The organism is Rhodoferax sp. GW821-FHT02C08, assembly GCF_059421805.1.
In genome coordinates, this window is sequence record NZ_JBWKVR010000005.1 from 280,462 (window position 1) to 298,180 (window position 17,719).

Below are 17,719 nucleotides of genomic sequence, written 5' to 3' on the forward strand. Positions count from 1 at the left end.
TCGCCTGCTGCCCGCAAGCGACGATGGTTAATGGTCGCTTTTGTGCGCTCTTGGGCTTGTTGCGCGTAGTGGTGTGCAGCTCGTAGAGGTCGTTGGGGCAGTAGTTGGCCAATGCATGCCCTCAAGAATTTTCTCGGCTTCGATCCTGGCACCTCCAGTATCAAGTTTCTTTCATCGTTCGGGGCTCACTCAGACTCATGAAAGTTAGCTACATTTCGCGGTTGCCGCCAGGCAACCCAGTGCGACCCAGCAGGGGTACGGCTCTGGCAGCGGGTCCATGTCATTAGAGGTACTTTATGCAATTCCGGCTTATGCAGCAGAGGCTGCGTGGCGTCACAGGTATTTGGGGGCTTTGTATGACGCTCCTTTTGAGCGCATGTGGGGGCGCCGGCGATAGCGCGGCGGTGCCGCCTTCAACACCTGCAATCACCAGCTACACCATCAGCGGCATGGTCACTGGCCTGGCATCGGGGGGCTCCGTCACCTTGCTGAACAACGCGGCTGACCCGACCACGCTCAGCACCAACAGCGGCTTCCGCTTTGCCACCCCGGTCGCCTCCGGCGGTAGCTATGCCGTCACCGTGGGCACCCAACCCAACGGCCAGACCTGCACGGTCAGCAATAGCACGGGCTCTGGGGTTTCGGCCAATGTGTCCAATGTGCAGATTACCTGCTCCGTCAACAGCTACACCATCAGCGGCACGGTCACTGGCCTGGCATCGGGGGGCTCCGTCACCTTGCTGAACAACGCGGCTGACCCGACCACGCTCAGCGCCATCAGCGGCTTCAGCTTTGCCACCCCGGTCGCCGCTGGCGGCAGCTATGCCGTCACTGTGGGCACCCAACCCAGCGGCCAGACCTGCACGGTCAGCAACGGCTCGGGCTCTGGGGTTTCGGCCAATGTGTCCAATGTGCAGATTACCTGCTCGGCCACCACCTACACCATCAGCGGCACGGTCACCGGCCTGGCATCGGGGGGCTCCGTCACCTTGCTGAACAACGCGGCCGACGCGTCCACGCTCAGCGCCAACGGCAGCTTCAGCGTTGCCACGCCGGTCGCCGCTGGCGGCAGCTATGCCGTCACTGTGGGCACCCAACCCAGCGGCCAGACCTGCACGGTCAGCAACGGCTCGGGCTCTGGGGTTGCGGCCAATGTGGTCGATGTGGCGGTAGCCTGCGTCAGCCGAGCCCGCTACGCCTATGTGGCGAACTTCGGCGACAGCACGGTGTCGCAGTACAGCATTGGCTCGGACGGCGCGCTCACGGCGTTGAGCCCCGCTACCTTGGCGACGGGAGCGAACCCCAATGCGGTCACCGTCGATCCCACGGGGCATTTTGCCTATGTGGCGAACAACGGCAACACGGTGTCGCAGTACCGCATAGGCACGGACGGCGCGCTCACGGCGCTGAGCCCGGCCACAGTGGTGGCGGGAGTTGCCCCCGTTTCAGTCAGCGTCGATCCCACGGGGCATTTTGCCTATGTGGCGAACACCGGCAACACGGTGTCACAGTACAGCATTGGCTCGGACGGCGCGCTCACGGCGCTGAGCCCGGCCACAGTGGTGGCGGGAGTTGCCCCCGTTTCAGTCAGCGTCGATCCCAACGGGGCACTATGCCTATGTGGCGAACTTCAATGACAACACGGTGTCGCAGTACCGCATAGGCACGGACGGTGCGCTCACGGCGTTGAGTCCGGCCACGGCGGCGGCGGGAGTCAACCCCGTTTCAGTCACCGTCGATCCCACGGGGCACTATGCTTATGTGGTCAACGCCAACAACGGCAAGGTGTTGCAGTACAGCATCGGCACGGATGGCACGCTCACGGCGCTGAGCCCTGCCTCGGTGGTGGCGGGAGCTTTCCCGCAATCGGTCACCGTTGATCCCACGGGGCACTATGCCTATGTGGCGAACAACGGCACCTGGACGGTGTCGCAGTACAGCATAGGCACGGGCGGCGCGCTCACGGCGCTGAGTCCGGCCACAGTGACTACGGGACATAGCCCCATGTCAGTCACCGTCGATCCCACGGGACGCTATGCCTATGTGGCGAACACCGGCGACGGCACGGTGTCACAGTACAGCATAGGCACGGGTGGCGTACTCACGGCGCTGAGCCCGGCCACGGTGGCAGCGGGAACTTACCCCAATTCGATCATCACCACGTTCGCACCTTAACGACAGGCATTGCACGCCCAGTGCGGCAGCCCCACGGCCCGCCCAGCGGCGTGGGGGCTTTTTTTAGGGCTATAGATGTGCCCTGCTCACGCAGGGCACGCGCTGATCAGTCCGGTAGAAAGCGCTGCCGAAAGGCATCGCAAAACTGCGCGCTGCCGGTCAGCGACAGGGTCACCGTGCAACGCGGTGGCCCGGCAGGCGCCAGCCGGGCGCTGAACTGGTGGGTCTGCTCGTCGTAGTCCAGCGCTTCGGAAGCGGCCCATTCCTGCTGGCCGTGCACATGAAAATCCCACTCACCACCCTCGTCCAACGGGGCGCGCAGGCCGGGGAAGGCCGTAAAAGCCCAGTCCAGCACCTGGGCCATCTCCTGGCGCACGGCGGCCACCTGCGCCGGCTGGGTGGAGGCCATGGCCTCGAAGCTGCCGTAGCCTTGCGTGTCTTCGCTGTAATCGAAGTCCAGGTAGTTCAGCATGTTCAGCTAAGGCGTAGCGGGTTTCAGTCTTCCGCGTCGTCGCTATCGTCTTGGCGTGCAGGCTTGGCGGCGCGCACGCCGTTCTTGGCCACCAGCTCGATGTAGAACGAGGCGGCGCCGCTGGCGGCAATTTCGTCTATCAGCTTGGTGATGGCGGCGTAATGCGCCACGACGGCGGTGTCCGCGCTGCTGCCAAATTTGCAGTCCCAGTCCCAGTAGTCCACGCCGGCAGGCAAGGGCTTGCGCAGTTGGCGCTGCATGTATTTGCGGATTTCGTGCTTGGTGGCGTCCAGCACGCGGTCACGGTGCTTGCCTTCGATATTCAGTTGGAATGTTTTTTTCACAGATGCCTTTGAGACGCCGAAACCACCCTGGTTGGGAGCTAAACGGCAGGCGTTCGATTATGGGGCTTGGCGACTGCTATTGTTTTGATAGCATATGGCGCAACTTTTATCTGCGCCAGAGCCACTTTTCATCAAAAATTCAAACTTGGCCGCCGCAACCTCTGCTTTCATAGCAACTCAATCGCCATGGCTACCGCCTCACCACCGCCTATGCACAGGGTGGCCACGCCTCGGCGCAGGCCATGCTGGCGCAGCGCGTACAGCAGCGTGACCAGGATGCGCGCGCCGCTGGCGCCAATCGGGTGGCCCAGCGCGCAGGCGCCGCCGTGCAGGTTGACGCGGCCGTGCTCCATGCCCAGCTCGGCCATCAGCGCCATGGGCACCACGGCAAAGGCCTCATTCACCTCCCACAGGTCCACATCCGCCACGCGCCAGCCGATCTTGTCCAGCAGCTTCTGTACCGCGCCCACCGGGGCCGTGCTGAACCAGGCCGGCGCCTGTGCGTGGCTGGCGTGGCCGACGATGCGCGCCAGCGGCGGCGTGGGCCATTGGGCGGCAGTCGAGGCGCGGGCCAGCACCAGGGCGGCGGCGCCGTCGCTGATGGAGCTGCTGCTAGCCGCGGTGATGCTGCCGTCGGGCTTGAATGCGGGCCTCAGCGTGGGAATCTTGTCCAGGCGGATGCGGCCTGGCGCCTCGTCCACCTGGACCTCCACACCACGCACCGCCACTGGCGTGATCTCGTCCGCAAACGCACCGGACGCAATGGCAGCCTGGGCGCGCTGCACACTGGTGGTGGCGAACGCATCCTGCGCCGCGCGGCTGAAGCCGTAGTGGGCCGCGCAGTCCTCGCCAAAGCTGCCCATGGAGCGGCCCAGCTCGTAGGCATCTTCCAGCCCGTCGAGCATCATGTGGTCCAGCACCCGGCCATGGCCTATGCGGATGCCGCTACGTCCCTGGGGCAGCAGGTGGGGCGCGTTGCTCATGCTCTCCATGCCGCCGGCCACCACCAGGTCCAGGCTGCGCGCACGCAGCATGTCGTGCGCCAGCATGGCCGCGAACAGGCCGGAGCCGCACATCTTGGACAAGGTGACAGCCCCCGCGCTTTGCGGCAGCCCGCCCTTGAAGCCCGCCTGCCGGGCAGGCGCCTGGCCCTGCCCGGCCATCAGACAGTTGCCGAAAACGACCTGGTCGATGCGCGCAGGATCCACGCCGGCGCGGGCCACCGCCGCCTGGATGGCGGCGCCCCCCAGGTCATGCGCGGCCAGCGGCGCCAGGGTGCCCTGGAATGCGCCCATGGGCGTGCGGGCCGCCCCCAGGATGACGATGGGATCCATTGCGGTAAGGGTCATGGTGGCGCTCCTTGGCGTACAAGTTAGCGCCCCACTCTACTCTTGCCTAGGCCTGCTGGATGGGAATCACACCATTCACGGGAACGTAGATCTCCCCGCCACCATTCTTGAACTCTTCCGACTTGTCCTGCATGCCTTGCAGCGCGGCCTCTTCCTCGCTGACGCCGAGGTTCTTGGCGTATTCGCGCACCTCCTGGGTGATCTTCATCGAGCAGAACTTGGGGCCGCACATCGAGCAGAAATGCGCCACCTTGGCAGAGTCCTTGGGCAGGGTTTCGTCGTGGAATTTCTTGGCGGTTTCCGGGTCCAGCGACAGATTGAACTGGTCCATCCAGCGGAACTCGAAGCGCGCCTTGGACAGCGCATCATCGCGGTAGCGCGCACCGGGGTGGCCCTTGGCCACGTCGGCGGCGTGGGCGGCGATCTTGTAGGTGATGATGCCGGTCTTCACGTCGTCGCGGTCGGGCAGGCCCAGATGTTCCTTGGGTGTGACGTAGCACAGCATGGCGGTGCCGAACCAGCCGATCATGGCCGCGCCGATGCCGCTGGTGATGTGGTCATAGCCGGGCGCGATGTCGGTGGTCAGCGGGCCCAGGGTGTAGAACGGCGCTTCGTGGCAGTGCTTGAGCTGCTCGGTCATATTGGCCTGCACCATGTGCATGGGCACGTGGCCCGGGCCTTCGATCATCACCTGCACGTCCTGCTCCCAGGCCTTCTGCGTCAACTCGCCCAGGGTGCGCAGCTCGGCGAACTGGGCTTCGTCGTTGGCGTCGGCACCAGATCCAGGGCGCAGGCCGTCACCCAGCGAGTAGCTGACGTCGTAGGCCTTGAGAATCTCGGTCATTTCATCGAAATGGGTGTAGATGAAATTCTCTTTGTGGTGGGCGATGCACCACTTGGCCATGATGGAGCCGCCGCGCGAGACGATGCCGGTCATGCGGTTCGCGGTGAGGTGGATGAAGGGCAGGCGCACGCCGGCGTGCACGGTGAAGTAGTCCACGCCCTGTTCGGCCTGCTCGATCAAGGTGTCGCGGAAGATTTCCCAGGTCAGGTCTTCGGCAATGCCGCCCACCTTTTCCAGCGCCTGGTAGATCGGCACGGTGCCGATAGGCACGGGCGAGTTGCGGATGATCCAGTCACGCGTGGTGTGGATGTTCTTGCCGGTGGACAGGTCCATCACCGTGTCAGCGCCCCAGCGGATCGCCCAGACCAGCTTTTCAACCTCTTCCTCGATGCTGGAGGTGACCGCCGAGTTGCCGATATTGGCATTGATCTTCACCAGGAAGTTGCGGCCGATGGCCATGGGCTCGACTTCGGGGTGGTTGATGTTCAGCGGGATCACCGCGCGGCCGCGGGCCACCTCGGAGCGCACGAACTCGGGCGTCACCACCTTGGGGATGCTGGCACCAAAGCTGTTGCCCGCCAGGCGCTGGTCGCGCTCGGTATTGGCGGCGTACTGCTCCATCCATTCCAGCTTCTGGTTCTCACGCAGGGCGACGAATTCCATCTCGGGGGTGATGATGCCTTTGCGGGCGTAATGCATCTGCGACACGTTGGCGCCGGCCTTGGCGCGGCGTGGCGTGCGCTGCAGACCGGCGGCCTGGGCGCGCAGCAGTTGCAGGGCGTCGTGCTCTTCGCTCTGGCGGCCATCGTCCAACGCCTTGCGGATGCGTGCGGCATAGGTTTCGGTATCAAGGCGCGACTCGATCCAGCCCGCGCGCAGAGCTTGCAGACCGGCGCGCACATCAATCTGGGCATGCGGATCGGTATAGGGGCCGGAGGTGTCGTACACCGCCACAGTTTCGCCGTTGCTCTGCATGATCTCGCGTACCGGTACGCGCAGGTCGGGGCGGCTGCCCTGGATGTAGCGCTTGGTGGAGGCTGGCAGGGGATCGCAGGCGTAGTTGAGTAGCTGGACGAATTTATCGGGCGCGTTCATGGTGGGTTCTCCTTTGGAAGTGGGACCCGAAAGCGCAGCCAGACCGCGCAAACTCCCAAGGAGATGCCCCGCATCGTGGCAGAGGGGGCGTGTAGACGGAGCGCACCCGAAAATTACGGATAGAACGCTGTCGTCAAGCTCTTCTTACGCTGGTATGAACCAGATCAAGTTCGCGGGTTTGGATTCCATCTCAGCGCAGCTAACTGCACACCCCGGGCAGCGCGGAGTGTACGCGATGTGCAACACCTACCTATTGCAAACGCTGCAGGCGCGACTCCAGAGAACGTCGGACATGGTGCACCGGATACCGGGTGCAAAAGTGCCACAACATAGACACTGCGAGTCCCAGATCTGACCAATCCCGCTTCTCGCGCGCCCGGATCAACTCGTAGCAAAAAATCCGCCACCGCAGTCCCAGCATAAACCGCCCCGAAATTCGCCGCCCACTCTTGACCGTGGATACCGCCGAATGGACAACCGAGGTGTAAGGATATAGCCGCGGGACCGAATAGTTTGGTGGATAGTCAGAGATGGCATGCAGAATGTCAGTGATGCCATCAACCTGAACCCTAGTTGGGTCTATGACCAGCTTGGATTCGATAGCGACGGCCCAGTGGTCCCGGTATGCCGGGTCACCGACAACTCGCCACATCACCAGGCGGGGAGAAAAACCCAAATCTTGCGCATACGCAGCGAGCTCCAGGGACGCCGCCAAACAACTGCCTTCTGCCTCGGCCCGACTACCGGCACTCATGGCCTCTGCATAGCTCAGCAAGCGACTCGTCAACTGTTGGCGTTTCAGGAGAAAAGGGTGAAAACTAGACACGCTGGCGCCTTCGAATTCGAACCGCGACGACGCAATAGACGAGGAAAACTGCTTTTCTTTCATAATTTAGAGACGTCGACGGCAATGACGCCTGAACCTCCTCACGCGATCATACGGAAACCGAGCGTCAGCCGTCAGCCGTCAGCCGAACGTAGCCACAAACGGCTTGGGCTTCAGAAGCCGTGACTGTCATGGCATAAGCTTAAGCAAATGGACGGCAGCCATCTTAGCCGTCATCCCAACTCTGGCAGGTAAAGCAACCACGTGAGCGGTTTATAGTTCAAAATTGCATGTCTGGCTGCACCTAGACGCGCAATTTCAATGCCGTGGCAGCAGACCGTTCAGTCGACTTGTAGCCTAAACCGCTTATCCTGTTCATACGGAAACACGTCGTGCACATGGCCGGCCTGGATGCGCTCCTTGTGGGACTGCCAGAAGCCGGCGTCCAGCAGGTCCGCGTGGTGCTTCATGAAGACTTCACGCACAGCGGGGTTGCCCAGCAGAAACGGGGCAAAGGTCTCGGGGAACACATCCTTGGGGCCCACGCTGTACCAGACCTCACCGCTCATCTCGTCTTCCTCGTTGCGCGGCTCGGGCACTTTACGGAAGTTGCAGTCGGTCAGGTATTCGATCTCATCGTAGTCGTAGAACACCACCTTGCCGTGGCGCGTCACGCCAAAATTTTTCCACAACATATCGCCCGGAAAAATGTTGGCGGCCACCAGGTCCTTGATGGCGTTGCCATATTCGATGACCACGCGCTCGATCTGCGCACGCGCACGTGGGTCGTTCGGCCCTTGGTCAAACGCCTCCTGCAGATAGATGTTCAGCGGGATCATGCGGCGCTCGATGTAGACGTGCTTGAGGATGACCTCCAGCTGGCCGTCGCCATCCCGGTCTCTGATCTCCATCTGGCTGGGGGCGAACTTCTCGATTTCTGCGATCAGATCGTCCGAGAAGCGGTCGCGCGGAAAGGCCACTCCGCTGTATTCCAGCGTGTCGGCCATGCGGCCCACGCGATCATGGTGCTTCACCAACTGGTACTTGGCCTGGATCTGCTCGCGGCTGGTGTCCTTCTGCGGCGGGTAGTAGTCCTTGATGAGCTTGAACACATAGGGGAACGAGGGCAAATCGAACACCAGCATCACCATGCCCTTGATGCCGGGCGCGATGCGGAACTGGTCGCTGGAGTGGCGCTGGTGCTGCAGCAGGTCGCGGTAGAACAGGGTCTTGCCCTGCTTGGCCAGGCCCAGCGCGTTGTAGATTTCATTGCGCGGCTTGCGCGGCATCATGCTGCGCAAGAACTGCACATAGGCGCTGGGGATTTCCATCTCCACCATGAAGTAGGCGCGCGCAAAGCTAAACAGGCGCAGCATGTCGTCCTCACCGAACAGCGCGGCATCTATCACCAGCTTGCCCTGCGCGTTGTGCAGAATGGGCAAGGCAAACGGCAGTGCGTTGAAGCCGTTGATCACCTTGCCGCACACATACGCACCCTTGTTGCGGAAGAACAAGCCCGACAGCACCTGGAACTGAAAGTTGGCGCGCAGCGTGAACTCGCCCAGGTGCCGCAGCAACGCCTCCAGCACATGGCCGGTGTCGCGTGCCAGGTCGTCGAACGGGCGGCGCAGCTCAAAGTCCTGCACCATGCGCTGCAGCACCTCGCCCATGGTGTCGCGCGACGGGTAGTAGGCACGCCAGGTGGGGCGCTTTTCCGCCGGGTCGTTTTCGATGTACTCGGTGCTGACCGCAGGGCGTACGAAGATGAAGCCGTTATGGAAGTAGCTGCGGTGCAGTATCTTGGTGGTGACCGAGTTGAAGAAGGTCTCGGCCAACTCGGGCTGGTGGTGGTCTACCAGCAGGCCTATGTAATGCAGCTTGACCTGCGGCCACACCTCCTGGCCCTGCTCTCCCGCCTGGAACTCGCGCTCCAGCCGGGTGCTGCATTCGCGCACGCGCAGGTCGTAGAACTCAATGCGCTCGCGCTGGCCCCGCTGCTGGGCGCGCCAGTCGGCCGTTTCAAACCGGTGCTTGGCCCGCGCCGACTCGGTGCGGAACAGGCGGTAGTGCCGGTTGAAGCCATCCATGATGGCCTTGGCGATACGGTGAGCGAGCGGCGAGTCCAGCCGTTGCGGAAACATGAATTGCTATCGATTAAATAGCTGCAAGCGCAGGTATTACTTGCGCTCCGTCAGGAAAACATGGTCCACTGCAGCGCGGTAGGCGGCCTCCAGCTCGTCCACACCACCCACGCTGATGTGCAGGTTTTGCAGCAGGCCGTCGTGGATGCCATACACCCATCCGTGCACCATCACTTTTTGCCCACGGCCCCAGGCGTCCAGCATGACGGTGGACTGGCATACATTCACCACCTGCTCGATGGCATTGAGTTCCACCAGCGCGTCATGGCGGTGTGGCTCGGGAATCGTGTCCAGCAGGCCGCGATGGCGGTCGCGCACGTCCTGGATGTGGCGCAACCAATTGTCGGCCAGGCCCACGCGCAGGCCGGACAAAGCCGCCGCAACGCCAGAGCAACCGTAATGTCCCACCACGGTGATGTGCTCCACCTTGATCACGTCCACCGCGAACTGCACGGTGGACAAGGCGTTCAGATCGGAATGCACGACCACATTGGCCACGTTGCGGTGCACGAACACCTCGCCCGGTGCCAGGCCCATGATTTCGTTCGCCGGTACGCGGCTGTCGGAGCAGCCGATCCACATGTACTTGGGCTTTTGCTGGGCCTTGAGGCCAGTGAAAAATCCGGGGCGCTGACGCTCCATTTGCTCGGCCCAGGCACGGTTGTTGGCGAAGATGTCGGGGATATCGGGGGTAGTCTTGGTCATACCCGCATTTTGCCGTGTGTTGGTTACAGCCCAGGCACAGGGGCGGCCGGACGGCCGGCGCGCCCGTCTGCCCCGGGGCCGCCGGCCCTGCTTATCAACCCTTCTTTTCAGGCATCGCAGACGAATGGTGGTTGGTGATCAGCCACTGGCCGTTGGTGTACTCGTACACATAGGTGTAGCGGGCATGTACCTTGCCACCGTCCTTGAAGGTAAAGGTGTAGGTCCCCACGTCCTGCGCCACATTGCAGCCTATCTTGATGAAGCGCTTGTCGATCGCGCCTTGCGGCTGGCTCTTCAAGAACTTGACGAAGTAGTCCTGGATGTCGGCCGGCGTGCTGCGTGGCTCATTGGTCACCGTGGGCAGCAGTACGCCATCGGGTGCGTAGTTGGCCGTAACCTTGGCAGGGTCCAGGGTCTTCAGCGAATCGTTCCAGCGGTCGAACAGGCTGGCCACTTCTTTTTCACTGATGGTCTGGCAGGTCTGGGCACTGGCGGCGCCAGCAGCCAGCAGCGAGGCCAGGGCCACAACAGGAATCAGACGGTTGGAAACGGTAGACATATTTGCACTCTTTCAAAGGTTGGCCCTCGCTACAGCAGCGGGGGAAAATCCTGCAGCGGAATCCATCTGCTGCAGTGCAACCAGTGTCTGGCGCGGGCATGAACCCTAAGTCGCTTGCTGCGTGAACCGTGGTTAACGCCAAGATGAACAGAAGATGAATCTGTTTTAAGGCAAAGCCTCCAGCCGGTAGCCCAGGCCACGCTGGGTGTGGATCAGTGGCTGGGCCTGGCCGTCGTCGATCTTGCTGCGCAGGCGGCGGATGTAGACGTCCACCACATTGGTCAGCGGGTCCTCGTGCGAGCCCCACACCGCGGACAGGATGCGTTCGCGGCTGAACAAACGGCCCGGGGCCGACATCAGCAGCTCCAGCACGGCCAGCTCGCGGGCCGTCAAGGTCACGGGCTGATTCCCCCGGGTGACGCGCATGGCGTCGCGGTCCAGCACCAGGTCGCCCACCACCAGGCGGGACGCATTGGCGGGAGCCACGTCGCGCGATCGGCGCATCAGCGCCTCGATGCGGGCCAACAGCTCTTCAAACGCAAAGGGTTTGACCAGGTAGTCGTCAGCCCCCAGGCGCAGGCCGGAGACGCGGTCATCCAGCGAGCCCAGGGCGGTAAGCATCAGTATGGGCAGGGCCACGCCAGCGGCGCGCAGGGTTTGGCAGACCTCCAGCCCCCCCATGCCGGGCAGCATCACGTCCAGCAGCATCACGGCAGGGGTGTCTTCGTCGCGCGACTGCTGGGCCAGCACGCGTGCCTGGGCCAGGCCGTCGGTGCCGTTGCGCGCCAGTTGTACGCGGTAGCCCTCGGCGCGCAGGCCGCGGTCCAGAAAATCAGCGACGCGGGCGTCGTCTTCAACGATCAGTATGTTCATAGGCTTGTTCTGCCAACAGTGGCAGCCACAAGCTTACCGTGGTGCCCTGGCCTGGCTGGCTGTCGATATCGATATGGCCGCCGTGCGCATGTGCCAGCATGGCCGCAATCGGCAAGCCCAGGCCCAGGCCGCTGCCATCGGCGCGGTGCAGGCGGGCATTTTCACCGCGAAAGTTGCGCTCGAACACGCGGGGCAGGTCATCGGCGCTGATGCCTATGCCATGGTCGGTCACGTGCAGTTGCCACTGGGCTGCGCCATTTGCGTCTACCACGGTGCTAGCCCGCACCTGCACCCGGCCCGCAGCATGCGAATAGCGCACGGCGTTGTGCAGCAACAGGGTGAACAGCTGGCGCAGGCGCTGTGCATCGCCCAGCAGGCGCCAGCTGAAAGACTCGTCCGGCGAGGCGTACTCCACCTGCACGCGGTGTTCACGGCCCAGGGCTCGGGCCTGCTCCACGGCGTCCTGCAAGGGCTCGGCCACGTCCAGCGGTGTGCGATGCAGAGCCAGCGTGTCAATGTCGTTGCGCGCCATGGTCAGCAGGTCATCGATCACACCGCCGAGTTGCTTGGCGGAGCTCACGATCCGCTGCATGGCACCTTGGTAATACTCTGCCGGCTTGTCCTGCCCGCGCAAGGCAATATCGGCCTCGCCGCGGATGACCGTGGTGGGCGTACGCAGCTCGTGGCTGATGTCGGCAAACATCTGGCGGCGCCGGGCCTCGAGTTGCCGCAAGGTTTGCAGCGCCTCCTCCAGCTCTGCCGTGCGCGCCTGCACCAAATCCTCCAGCCGCTGGCGGGCCTGCACCTCGCGCTCGCGGTGGTGGGCGATCTCGGCGGCCATGGTATTAACGCGCTGGGCAAAGCGCGAAAACTCGTCGTGCCGGTGGTCGGGAATGCGGTGCTGCAATTCGCCGCGCTGCAGCGCTTCCACACCGTTGCTCAGCTCTTCCAGCGGCTGGCGCAGCGCCCGCGCAAAGTACAGGGCCAGCAGCGCGGCCGCCAGGGCCAGCGAGGTAGCGGCGCCCAGGGCCAGGGTACGCACTAGGGCCAGCGAGCTGTCGGCCGCGGCGCGGTCGCGCGCCACGGCGGCTTTTTCACGTTCGATATTGCGCGCCAGCAGCGAGCGCAAATCGCGCCCCTGGGACACATCGAACACACGGGTGATCTCGGACCACACCGCCACCGGGTTGGCGTTCAGCGGCTGGGGTTGCACGCTGGCCATGGCGGTGCGCAGCTCGTCCAGGCTTTGGTGCAGTACGACCAAATCCTCCTGGCGCTGGTGGTGTTCGGCCTGCACGGCGTCGCGGTCGCCATCCAGCTCAGCAGCCAGCACGGCCATGGCGTCCAGGCTGGCCAGGGTGGCAGCCATGTCGTTCTGCAGCTTTTCGCGCAGCTGCGGATCTACCGGCGCGCCCAGCAAAGACTGCGACAGCCAGGCGCGCAGGCGCTGCTTGGTGCCATAGAGCTCCAGAAAACCCGCCAATACGTCGCTGGCGACCCGGCCACGGTAGACCTTGTCACTTGCGGCCTGCAGCGCCCACAAAGACACTCCGCCCTGCAACAGCGCGGCCACAGCCAGCACACCCAGGGCCACGGTAAGACGTTTACGGAACATGCGCCATTATCAGTTTGCGCAGCATGAACGGCAGATGACAAACCGGTGAACCGGGCATGAACACCACCCAATGGCATCCAGCCTGCCAGGACGCCATTCAAAACCTGAAATAAAACCAGCTACCCTAACCCTCGGACGACTGGCCCGACCACCTTCAAATTGGCTTCACCCAGCAGAAACCGGGTAGAGATACACAACGCACGCTGCGGCAGGTACGCGCCATCATTCCGATACCAACAGCGGACTACGGCGTATTGTCAAAATCTGTTCGGCCACCAGGTGGTCGCCAAAGTTCATCAAATTGTCCTGGTCGGTTTCCAATGCTTGGCCCAGACCGACTTGTGTCTGATAGGCGCCATGCTCAGACCGCACAGCTGGATGCCGCAAACCCAGGATATGGCAAATTTCATGTGCCATTGCAATGCCCGTCGCAACGTCGTCAGATGCCTGAACGACGACGCCAAAGTAAGGGTCTTGCGGGTCTGGGGGGCCAGGCAACCCAAGGCTCTCACCACGTACGCCGCGTGGCAATCGGTCGACAACAAATACCGCCAACCCAGACCCCGGCAGTACGGACCGCCCCAACGCCACCAGATGGGCAAAGTCCCCAAAAGGAGACGCCCAAGGTAGTTCCAACGCATCAAATCGCGAGTATGGAGTGCCCGTCAAAACACGGCTGGCATCCACCTGTAGCTGGATGCCAGCCTGCCCAAGAACCCGATTGGCCACCGTCACGGCGGCACTCATTTCATCCGCCTGTACCTCTTCGGTCATACGGAAAACCCTCAGATGCAGCACGGGATTTTTGATAGATGCAGCGGCTACCACGGTCACTCCAACAGGCTCCAAGCTGCGACTAGACGCGACCTTGAACTTCAGCTCCTGCGGCACGGCTTGAGAGCCCGAAAACGGATACACCAAAGTGAAAGACCCAAGCCTTGCATTTTGCAAGGTATCCGCAGAGACCCCTCCCCACCCACCATCGCCGTAGGCTGAACGCACCCCTGCACTTGCATCTTGGTCGGAGACATCAATCCATTTTTGACCATCAACCTCCAACTGGCTGAGCGCGTACACAGAATACAGGTCGCCCTTGACCCAAATAGTCAAGGAGCGTGCGCCTGCTGGCGATGCCACCCTAATCACCGGCGACACACCTGCGTCATTCAACGCAAACGACCGGGCCTGCCCCGGCAGCAACAGGTCATCCGCATGCCCCTCTTTCCAGCACGCCGTCAAAGCGACTGCAGCGGTGAACGCAACAGCACGGATGACGGCGCAACGAAGCAAGGCCCCGACGTTCATTACTTTGGTTTTTTCCAAACCACCTCACAATAGCCGCCAGTAAACCCACCTTCCACGCCTGCAGCCGCCCCAACCCCGAGGGTAATGGAAGGAATTGGCTGTGTAATATTAGGCACCTTGGTAGATTCATCAAATGGCCAAGTCAGGTCTCCTATCCCCCCCAGTCCATCTCCACCTGCTACCGTAAGACCCAGGTATCCGCCAGCCGCATCTTTTACAGCCCCTGGAGACGCCGACACGAGAATTCCGGCACTGCCTTCTGCCCCCGAGGTGATGCCAGCGAGCCCGCCCTGACAAAGTGAAATACCCAGTCCGCCTTGGGTACCCATAACAAAATTCAATGTGAATTGAGCGCCAAGAGCCAACATTCCAGTGGGAATGACGATTCCATCATCAATCGCAATATCGGGCATCTTGGCCGCAGCCTCGATGTAGACGCCTAAGCCAATAGTCCACTCTTGTGCCAGATGCGGCAGGCGCATGAAATTCTCGCCATTGGAGCCCATGCCCATGCCATTGCGCAACAGGGCCAGATCGCTGGACAACTGGGCGCTGCTGAATTTTCCGCTTTTCACCGAAGCCTGAAAGCGCTCCATGACAGCCTTGCCGTTGACCGACTTCTGAAAATCCTGCGTCGAATGGGCGATACCGGCCGTCATGGGTTTCATCTTGTCGCGCCAAACCTTCATGGCTGCAATGAGTGCCTTACGCGCTGCGTCGTCCAACTCCTTCTTTATGCGCTCTTCCGTTTTTGCCACGCCATTCGTCAGCTTCTGGCTTGTATGTTTCCATTCGCCTTTTGCAGAATCAATACCTCTCTCTCCACCATGCACAATTGCACCACCTGCAATATTTCCACCTTTTTCCGCGCCCTTGAATACGGCGTGCAATTCAGTATCGGACTGTACGATTTGTTTTGCAGCAAGCGTGTCCGTCGTTTTTTGTGCCACGACAACAGCGCCGCCGGTTGCATTACCTGCGTCTACGACTGTCTTCTTTGCATCTTCGTATGTTTTCTTGGTTCCTTCTGTAACGGTTTTTTTGGCTTTGGAAAGCCAATTCGCCGATGCCGAATCAGCCACAGACAAAAGGCCTATTCCCAGCACCAACGGGAGCAGGTGGCATTTAATATTGGTCATTGTGTTGAGTGAGTTTTTCATATGCCGGTGAAATTGCATCAATGGGGTTAACAGCAGTTACTTCAGAATCGATGTGAGTTTCGGATCACTAGACACGTCCGATACAGCATGGTCCGACATGGTGTGGGCGGTCACGAACTCCATCAAAAACCGCTGCTGCTCTTCAGGCAATGCGGCTACGACCTCATCAGAAATGGCATCCAATTTAGGAATGATTTGCTGATCCGTCTCTTCTCGGGCACGTTGGCATGTTGCGTAACGCGACCGCAGGTCATTCTTCAAGCCTGTTTGGATATTTCCTCTCTTGTTTGCATGTGCTTCCAGCACTAACTTTGCGCATGTTTCCAACTTCGGATAAACCCCTTGCATTTGCGTAAGTAGCGCGGCAGGGAATGCCTGTGCAGCCGGCACAGCAGCATCTCCTGTGGCCGCCAGCGCTACGCCACTCTGAGCAGCGAACATCAGCCCAACAAGAGTGAAAGATGAGAGGTGCATAGCTGCACGGGTTTTAGCCGCAGTGCGATATACATTGAGATATAGATGCTTGTTTTTCATGGGTAATACCCTCACAGTTTTGAAAGTTTTTATCTGCACGCAATGACTTCAACGGTATTTGGACGAAGAAACAGAACGCCTTATTCACCATTCGATTGGCCCATACCGTTTTAATCATTGGCGGTCGCAACTTTAGTGGCGTTCTCTCGCCGCGCAGTACATACCTCCGTATGCCCTGAAGCAGACTTACCATACATCTGCGATATCGATAGAAAGCCCGGAGCATTGCAATAAAGCATTCCATGAAAATTGAATGCTTGTCGCTTTTCCGTACTTTTCCTTTTTTAGAAAATCTGTCGATACGTACGAAATAGAAGCCTATTCAGTAACAAAACTTCAAGGATCAAACATGAAAGCAATCATCTCTATCGCAGCAATTGGACTCTGCATGTCTTTCGGATTGGCACATGCAACCGATGCCCCGGCCGCGCAGGCGGATCAGTTGGGCTCTTGCGCCAAAGGCGCAGCGGGCAAACAAGGAGATGAACTGAAGGCCTTCATGAAAGAATGCGCCTCCGCCAAAGTCGCCACCGCGCGGGAGAAAATGGCATCGGTCAAAACACTCCAACAATCCTGCAAGGAGCAAGCCGGCGACAAGGCGGGCCCCGAGCGCATGAAGTTCATGGCCACATGCATGAAGAGCGGTGGTGCCAGTGCCACAACGACTGCTGCAACCACCACCGATACAGCCACGGCCACACCGGCAGCTCCCGCAGCCAGCAATTGATTGAGATTGGGTAGACACAAACCCAATGGCGCGGCATGTCAGCGCCTCGCTCCAGCCGCGTGCGGCCGCCTGCTGAACTCGGGTATGCTGGCCAGTGCCGAATAGGATAGCCAGCGTATGGAGCGCACCAGAAATTGCCTATCCGTTGTATGTATCCCGGCCCCATAAAGCAATTTCTCTGCGCGAATAGCTTTCCCAAGCGGGCAGCATCACCCGGATCGACGGAACCAACGCCATGGGGACAGCTAGACTTTGCGCAGCAGCCAGCCGCCCCTAGGAGCCATCAACGCCCAATCTGCGTTTGAAGCCATAACAGAGAAGCAAGCATCAACCGTGGACCCAGCAGCACTTATCGTCGAAGACCATCCGCTTTACCGTGACGCACTCGTGCGCCTCATGCAGGCCATCATGGATCCATCTTGCGTCTTAGCGGCAACCTCTGTCGAACACGGAATGCGTGTCGCCGCAGGTCGGACCATAAGCGTCATCTTGCTGGACCTGGGACTCCCGGGGATTAACGGCGTGGAGGGAATTCGCGCCTACCAGCGCTCACACCCAGGCGTCCCCATCATGGTGGTTTCGGCATCCGAGGACCGCCAGCAGTCAACCGCCGCACTGCGAGCAGGTGCCAAGATTGTGATGTCAAAAGCTGTTTCTACCGAAGCCATGCAGGAAGCTGTTCTGCGGGTACTAGGCGGACAGGTTGCCACGCCGGAATGGATCACATTCCAGGGGCAGGTATCGGCAAAAAATTCGGACCTTAAAAAACTGACACCACGCCAAACTGCAACGCTGGAGCTTTTGTTGCAAGGACACTCCAATAAGGAAATTGGCCTGCGCCTAGGTCTGGCTGAAATCACAGTCAAGATCCATGTGTCTGCGTTGTTCAAGGTCCTGGGCGTGGTCAATAGAACCCAGGCCGTACTGGCGGCTAGACGTCTGGGCTTATGCATCGAATCTGCAGACCTGCCCACGCCAGGAACGCCTGAATAGGT

16 protein-coding genes are annotated in these 17,719 nt (G+C 61.0%); 4 read left to right on the forward strand and 12 right to left on the reverse strand.

Annotation, left to right across the window (positions count from 1 at the left end; genetic code table 11):
* The first annotated feature begins 356 nt into the window (after nucleotides 1-356).
* Both AC07VY_RS08710 and AC07VY_RS08715 read left to right on the forward strand, forming a co-directional pair.
* Nucleotides 357-1,637, forward strand: a complete 1,281-nt coding sequence (locus AC07VY_RS08710) for a beta-propeller fold lactonase family protein (protein WP_495119481.1) — start codon at nucleotides 357-359, stop codon at nucleotides 1,635-1,637.
* Nucleotides 1,621-2,175, forward strand: a complete 555-nt coding sequence (locus tag AC07VY_RS08715) for a lactonase family protein (RefSeq protein ID WP_495119482.1) — start codon at nucleotides 1,621-1,623, stop codon at nucleotides 2,173-2,175. Before AC07VY_RS08710 ends, AC07VY_RS08715 begins: the two co-directional genes overlap by 17 nt.
* A 106-nt stretch (nucleotides 2,176-2,281) precedes the next feature.
* Here the strand turns inward: AC07VY_RS08715 and AC07VY_RS08720 are convergent, their stop codons facing one another.
* The 12 genes from AC07VY_RS08720 to AC07VY_RS08775 all read right to left on the reverse strand — a co-directional run bounded on the left by AC07VY_RS08720 (nucleotide 2,282) and on the right by AC07VY_RS08775 (nucleotide 15,997).
* Nucleotides 2,282-2,647 carry a hypothetical protein gene (locus tag AC07VY_RS08720; RefSeq protein WP_495073936.1) on the reverse strand — a complete coding sequence of 122 codons (366 nt, stop codon included), beginning with the start codon at nucleotides 2,645-2,647 and terminating at the stop codon, nucleotides 2,282-2,284.
* Between the two features lie 23 nt (nucleotides 2,648-2,670).
* Nucleotides 2,671-2,991, reverse strand: a complete 321-nt coding sequence (locus AC07VY_RS08725) for a DUF6172 family protein (RefSeq protein WP_495073937.1) — start codon at nucleotides 2,989-2,991, stop codon at nucleotides 2,671-2,673.
* A 167-nt stretch (nucleotides 2,992-3,158) separates the two neighbouring features.
* On the reverse strand, nucleotides 3,159-4,340 hold the full coding sequence (locus AC07VY_RS08730; protein WP_495096963.1) for an acetyl-CoA C-acyltransferase: 1,182 nt from the start codon (nucleotides 4,338-4,340) through the stop codon (nucleotides 3,159-3,161).
* A gap of 46 nt (nucleotides 4,341-4,386) precedes the next feature.
* The gene (thiC, locus tag AC07VY_RS08735; protein ID WP_495096962.1) at nucleotides 4,387-6,279 is read right to left on the reverse strand and encodes a phosphomethylpyrimidine synthase ThiC; all 1,893 of its coding nucleotides are present in this window, start codon (nucleotides 6,277-6,279) and stop codon (nucleotides 4,387-4,389) included.
* A gap of 1,167 nt (nucleotides 6,280-7,446) precedes the next feature.
* Nucleotides 7,447-9,246, reverse strand: coding sequence for a bifunctional isocitrate dehydrogenase kinase/phosphatase (gene aceK, locus AC07VY_RS08740; protein ID WP_495096961.1), 1,800 nt, complete (start codon nucleotides 9,244-9,246; stop codon nucleotides 7,447-7,449).
* A 36-nt stretch (nucleotides 9,247-9,282) separates the two neighbouring features.
* Nucleotides 9,283-9,951, reverse strand: a complete 669-nt coding sequence (gene can, locus AC07VY_RS08745) for a carbonate dehydratase (RefSeq protein ID WP_495096960.1) — start codon at nucleotides 9,949-9,951, stop codon at nucleotides 9,283-9,285.
* 94 nt (nucleotides 9,952-10,045) lie between these two features.
* On the reverse strand, nucleotides 10,046-10,510 hold the full coding sequence (locus AC07VY_RS08750; protein WP_495096959.1) for an SgcJ/EcaC family oxidoreductase: 465 nt from the start codon (nucleotides 10,508-10,510) through the stop codon (nucleotides 10,046-10,048).
* 165 nt (nucleotides 10,511-10,675) lie between these two features.
* On the reverse strand, nucleotides 10,676-11,383 hold the full coding sequence (locus AC07VY_RS08755; RefSeq protein ID WP_495096958.1) for a response regulator transcription factor: 708 nt from the start codon (nucleotides 11,381-11,383) through the stop codon (nucleotides 10,676-10,678).
* On the reverse strand, nucleotides 11,364-12,998 hold the full coding sequence (locus tag AC07VY_RS08760) for a sensor histidine kinase (protein WP_495096957.1): 1,635 nt from the start codon (nucleotides 12,996-12,998) through the stop codon (nucleotides 11,364-11,366). Before AC07VY_RS08760 ends, AC07VY_RS08755 begins: the two co-directional genes overlap by 20 nt.
* Nucleotides 12,999-13,220: 222 nt before the next feature.
* Nucleotides 13,221-14,321, reverse strand: a complete 1,101-nt coding sequence (locus AC07VY_RS08765; RefSeq protein WP_495096956.1) for a zinc metalloprotease — start codon at nucleotides 14,319-14,321, stop codon at nucleotides 13,221-13,223.
* A complete protein-coding gene (locus AC07VY_RS08770; protein WP_495096955.1) occupies nucleotides 14,303-15,463 on the reverse strand; it encodes a hypothetical protein in 1,161 nt (386 codons plus the stop codon). Before AC07VY_RS08770 ends, AC07VY_RS08765 begins: the two co-directional genes overlap by 19 nt.
* 36 nt (nucleotides 15,464-15,499) lie before the next feature.
* The gene (locus tag AC07VY_RS08775; protein ID WP_495096954.1) at nucleotides 15,500-15,997 is read right to left on the reverse strand and encodes a hypothetical protein; all 498 of its coding nucleotides are present in this window, start codon (nucleotides 15,995-15,997) and stop codon (nucleotides 15,500-15,502) included.
* A gap of 253 nt (nucleotides 15,998-16,250) precedes the next feature.
* On the opposite strand from AC07VY_RS08775, the gene AC07VY_RS08780 reads away from it, so the two are divergent.
* Both AC07VY_RS08780 and AC07VY_RS08785 read left to right on the forward strand, forming a co-directional pair.
* Nucleotides 16,251-16,724, forward strand: a complete 474-nt coding sequence (locus AC07VY_RS08780; RefSeq protein ID WP_495096953.1) for a PsiF family protein — start codon at nucleotides 16,251-16,253, stop codon at nucleotides 16,722-16,724.
* A gap of 252 nt (nucleotides 16,725-16,976) precedes the next feature.
* Nucleotides 16,977-17,717 carry a response regulator gene (locus AC07VY_RS08785; protein WP_495096952.1) on the forward strand — a complete coding sequence of 247 codons (741 nt, stop codon included), beginning with the start codon at nucleotides 16,977-16,979 and terminating at the stop codon, nucleotides 17,715-17,717.
* Nucleotides 17,718-17,719 lie beyond the last annotated feature (2 nt).

Coding starts and splice junctions, on each gene's coding strand:
- AC07VY_RS08730 (WP_495096963.1), bottom strand. CDS start 4,340: ATGACCCTTACCGCAATGGATCCCATCGTCATCCTGGGGGCGGCCCGC.
- thiC (WP_495096962.1), bottom strand. CDS start 6,279: ATGAACGCGCCCGATAAATTCGTCCAGCTACTCAACTACGCCTGCGAT.
- AC07VY_RS08720 (WP_495073936.1), bottom strand. CDS start 2,647: ATGCTGAACTACCTGGACTTCGATTACAGCGAAGACACGCAAGGCTAC.
- can (WP_495096960.1), bottom strand. CDS start 9,951: ATGACCAAGACTACCCCCGATATCCCCGACATCTTCGCCAACAACCGT.
- AC07VY_RS08750 (WP_495096959.1), bottom strand. CDS start 10,510: ATGTCTACCGTTTCCAACCGTCTGATTCCTGTTGTGGCCCTGGCCTCG.
- AC07VY_RS08770 (WP_495096955.1), bottom strand. CDS start 15,463: ATGAAAAACTCACTCAACACAATGACCAATATTAAATGCCACCTGCTC.
- AC07VY_RS08775 (WP_495096954.1), bottom strand. CDS start 15,997: ATGAAAAACAAGCATCTATATCTCAATGTATATCGCACTGCGGCTAAA.
- AC07VY_RS08760 (WP_495096957.1), bottom strand. CDS start 12,998: ATGTTCCGTAAACGTCTTACCGTGGCCCTGGGTGTGCTGGCTGTGGCC.
- AC07VY_RS08710 (WP_495119481.1), top strand. CDS start 357: ATGACGCTCCTTTTGAGCGCATGTGGGGGCGCCGGCGATAGCGCGGCG.
- aceK (WP_495096961.1), bottom strand. CDS start 9,246: ATGTTTCCGCAACGGCTGGACTCGCCGCTCGCTCACCGTATCGCCAAG.
- AC07VY_RS08780 (WP_495096953.1), top strand. CDS start 16,251: ATGCTTGTCGCTTTTCCGTACTTTTCCTTTTTTAGAAAATCTGTCGAT.
- AC07VY_RS08755 (WP_495096958.1), bottom strand. CDS start 11,383: ATGAACATACTGATCGTTGAAGACGACGCCCGCGTCGCTGATTTTCTG.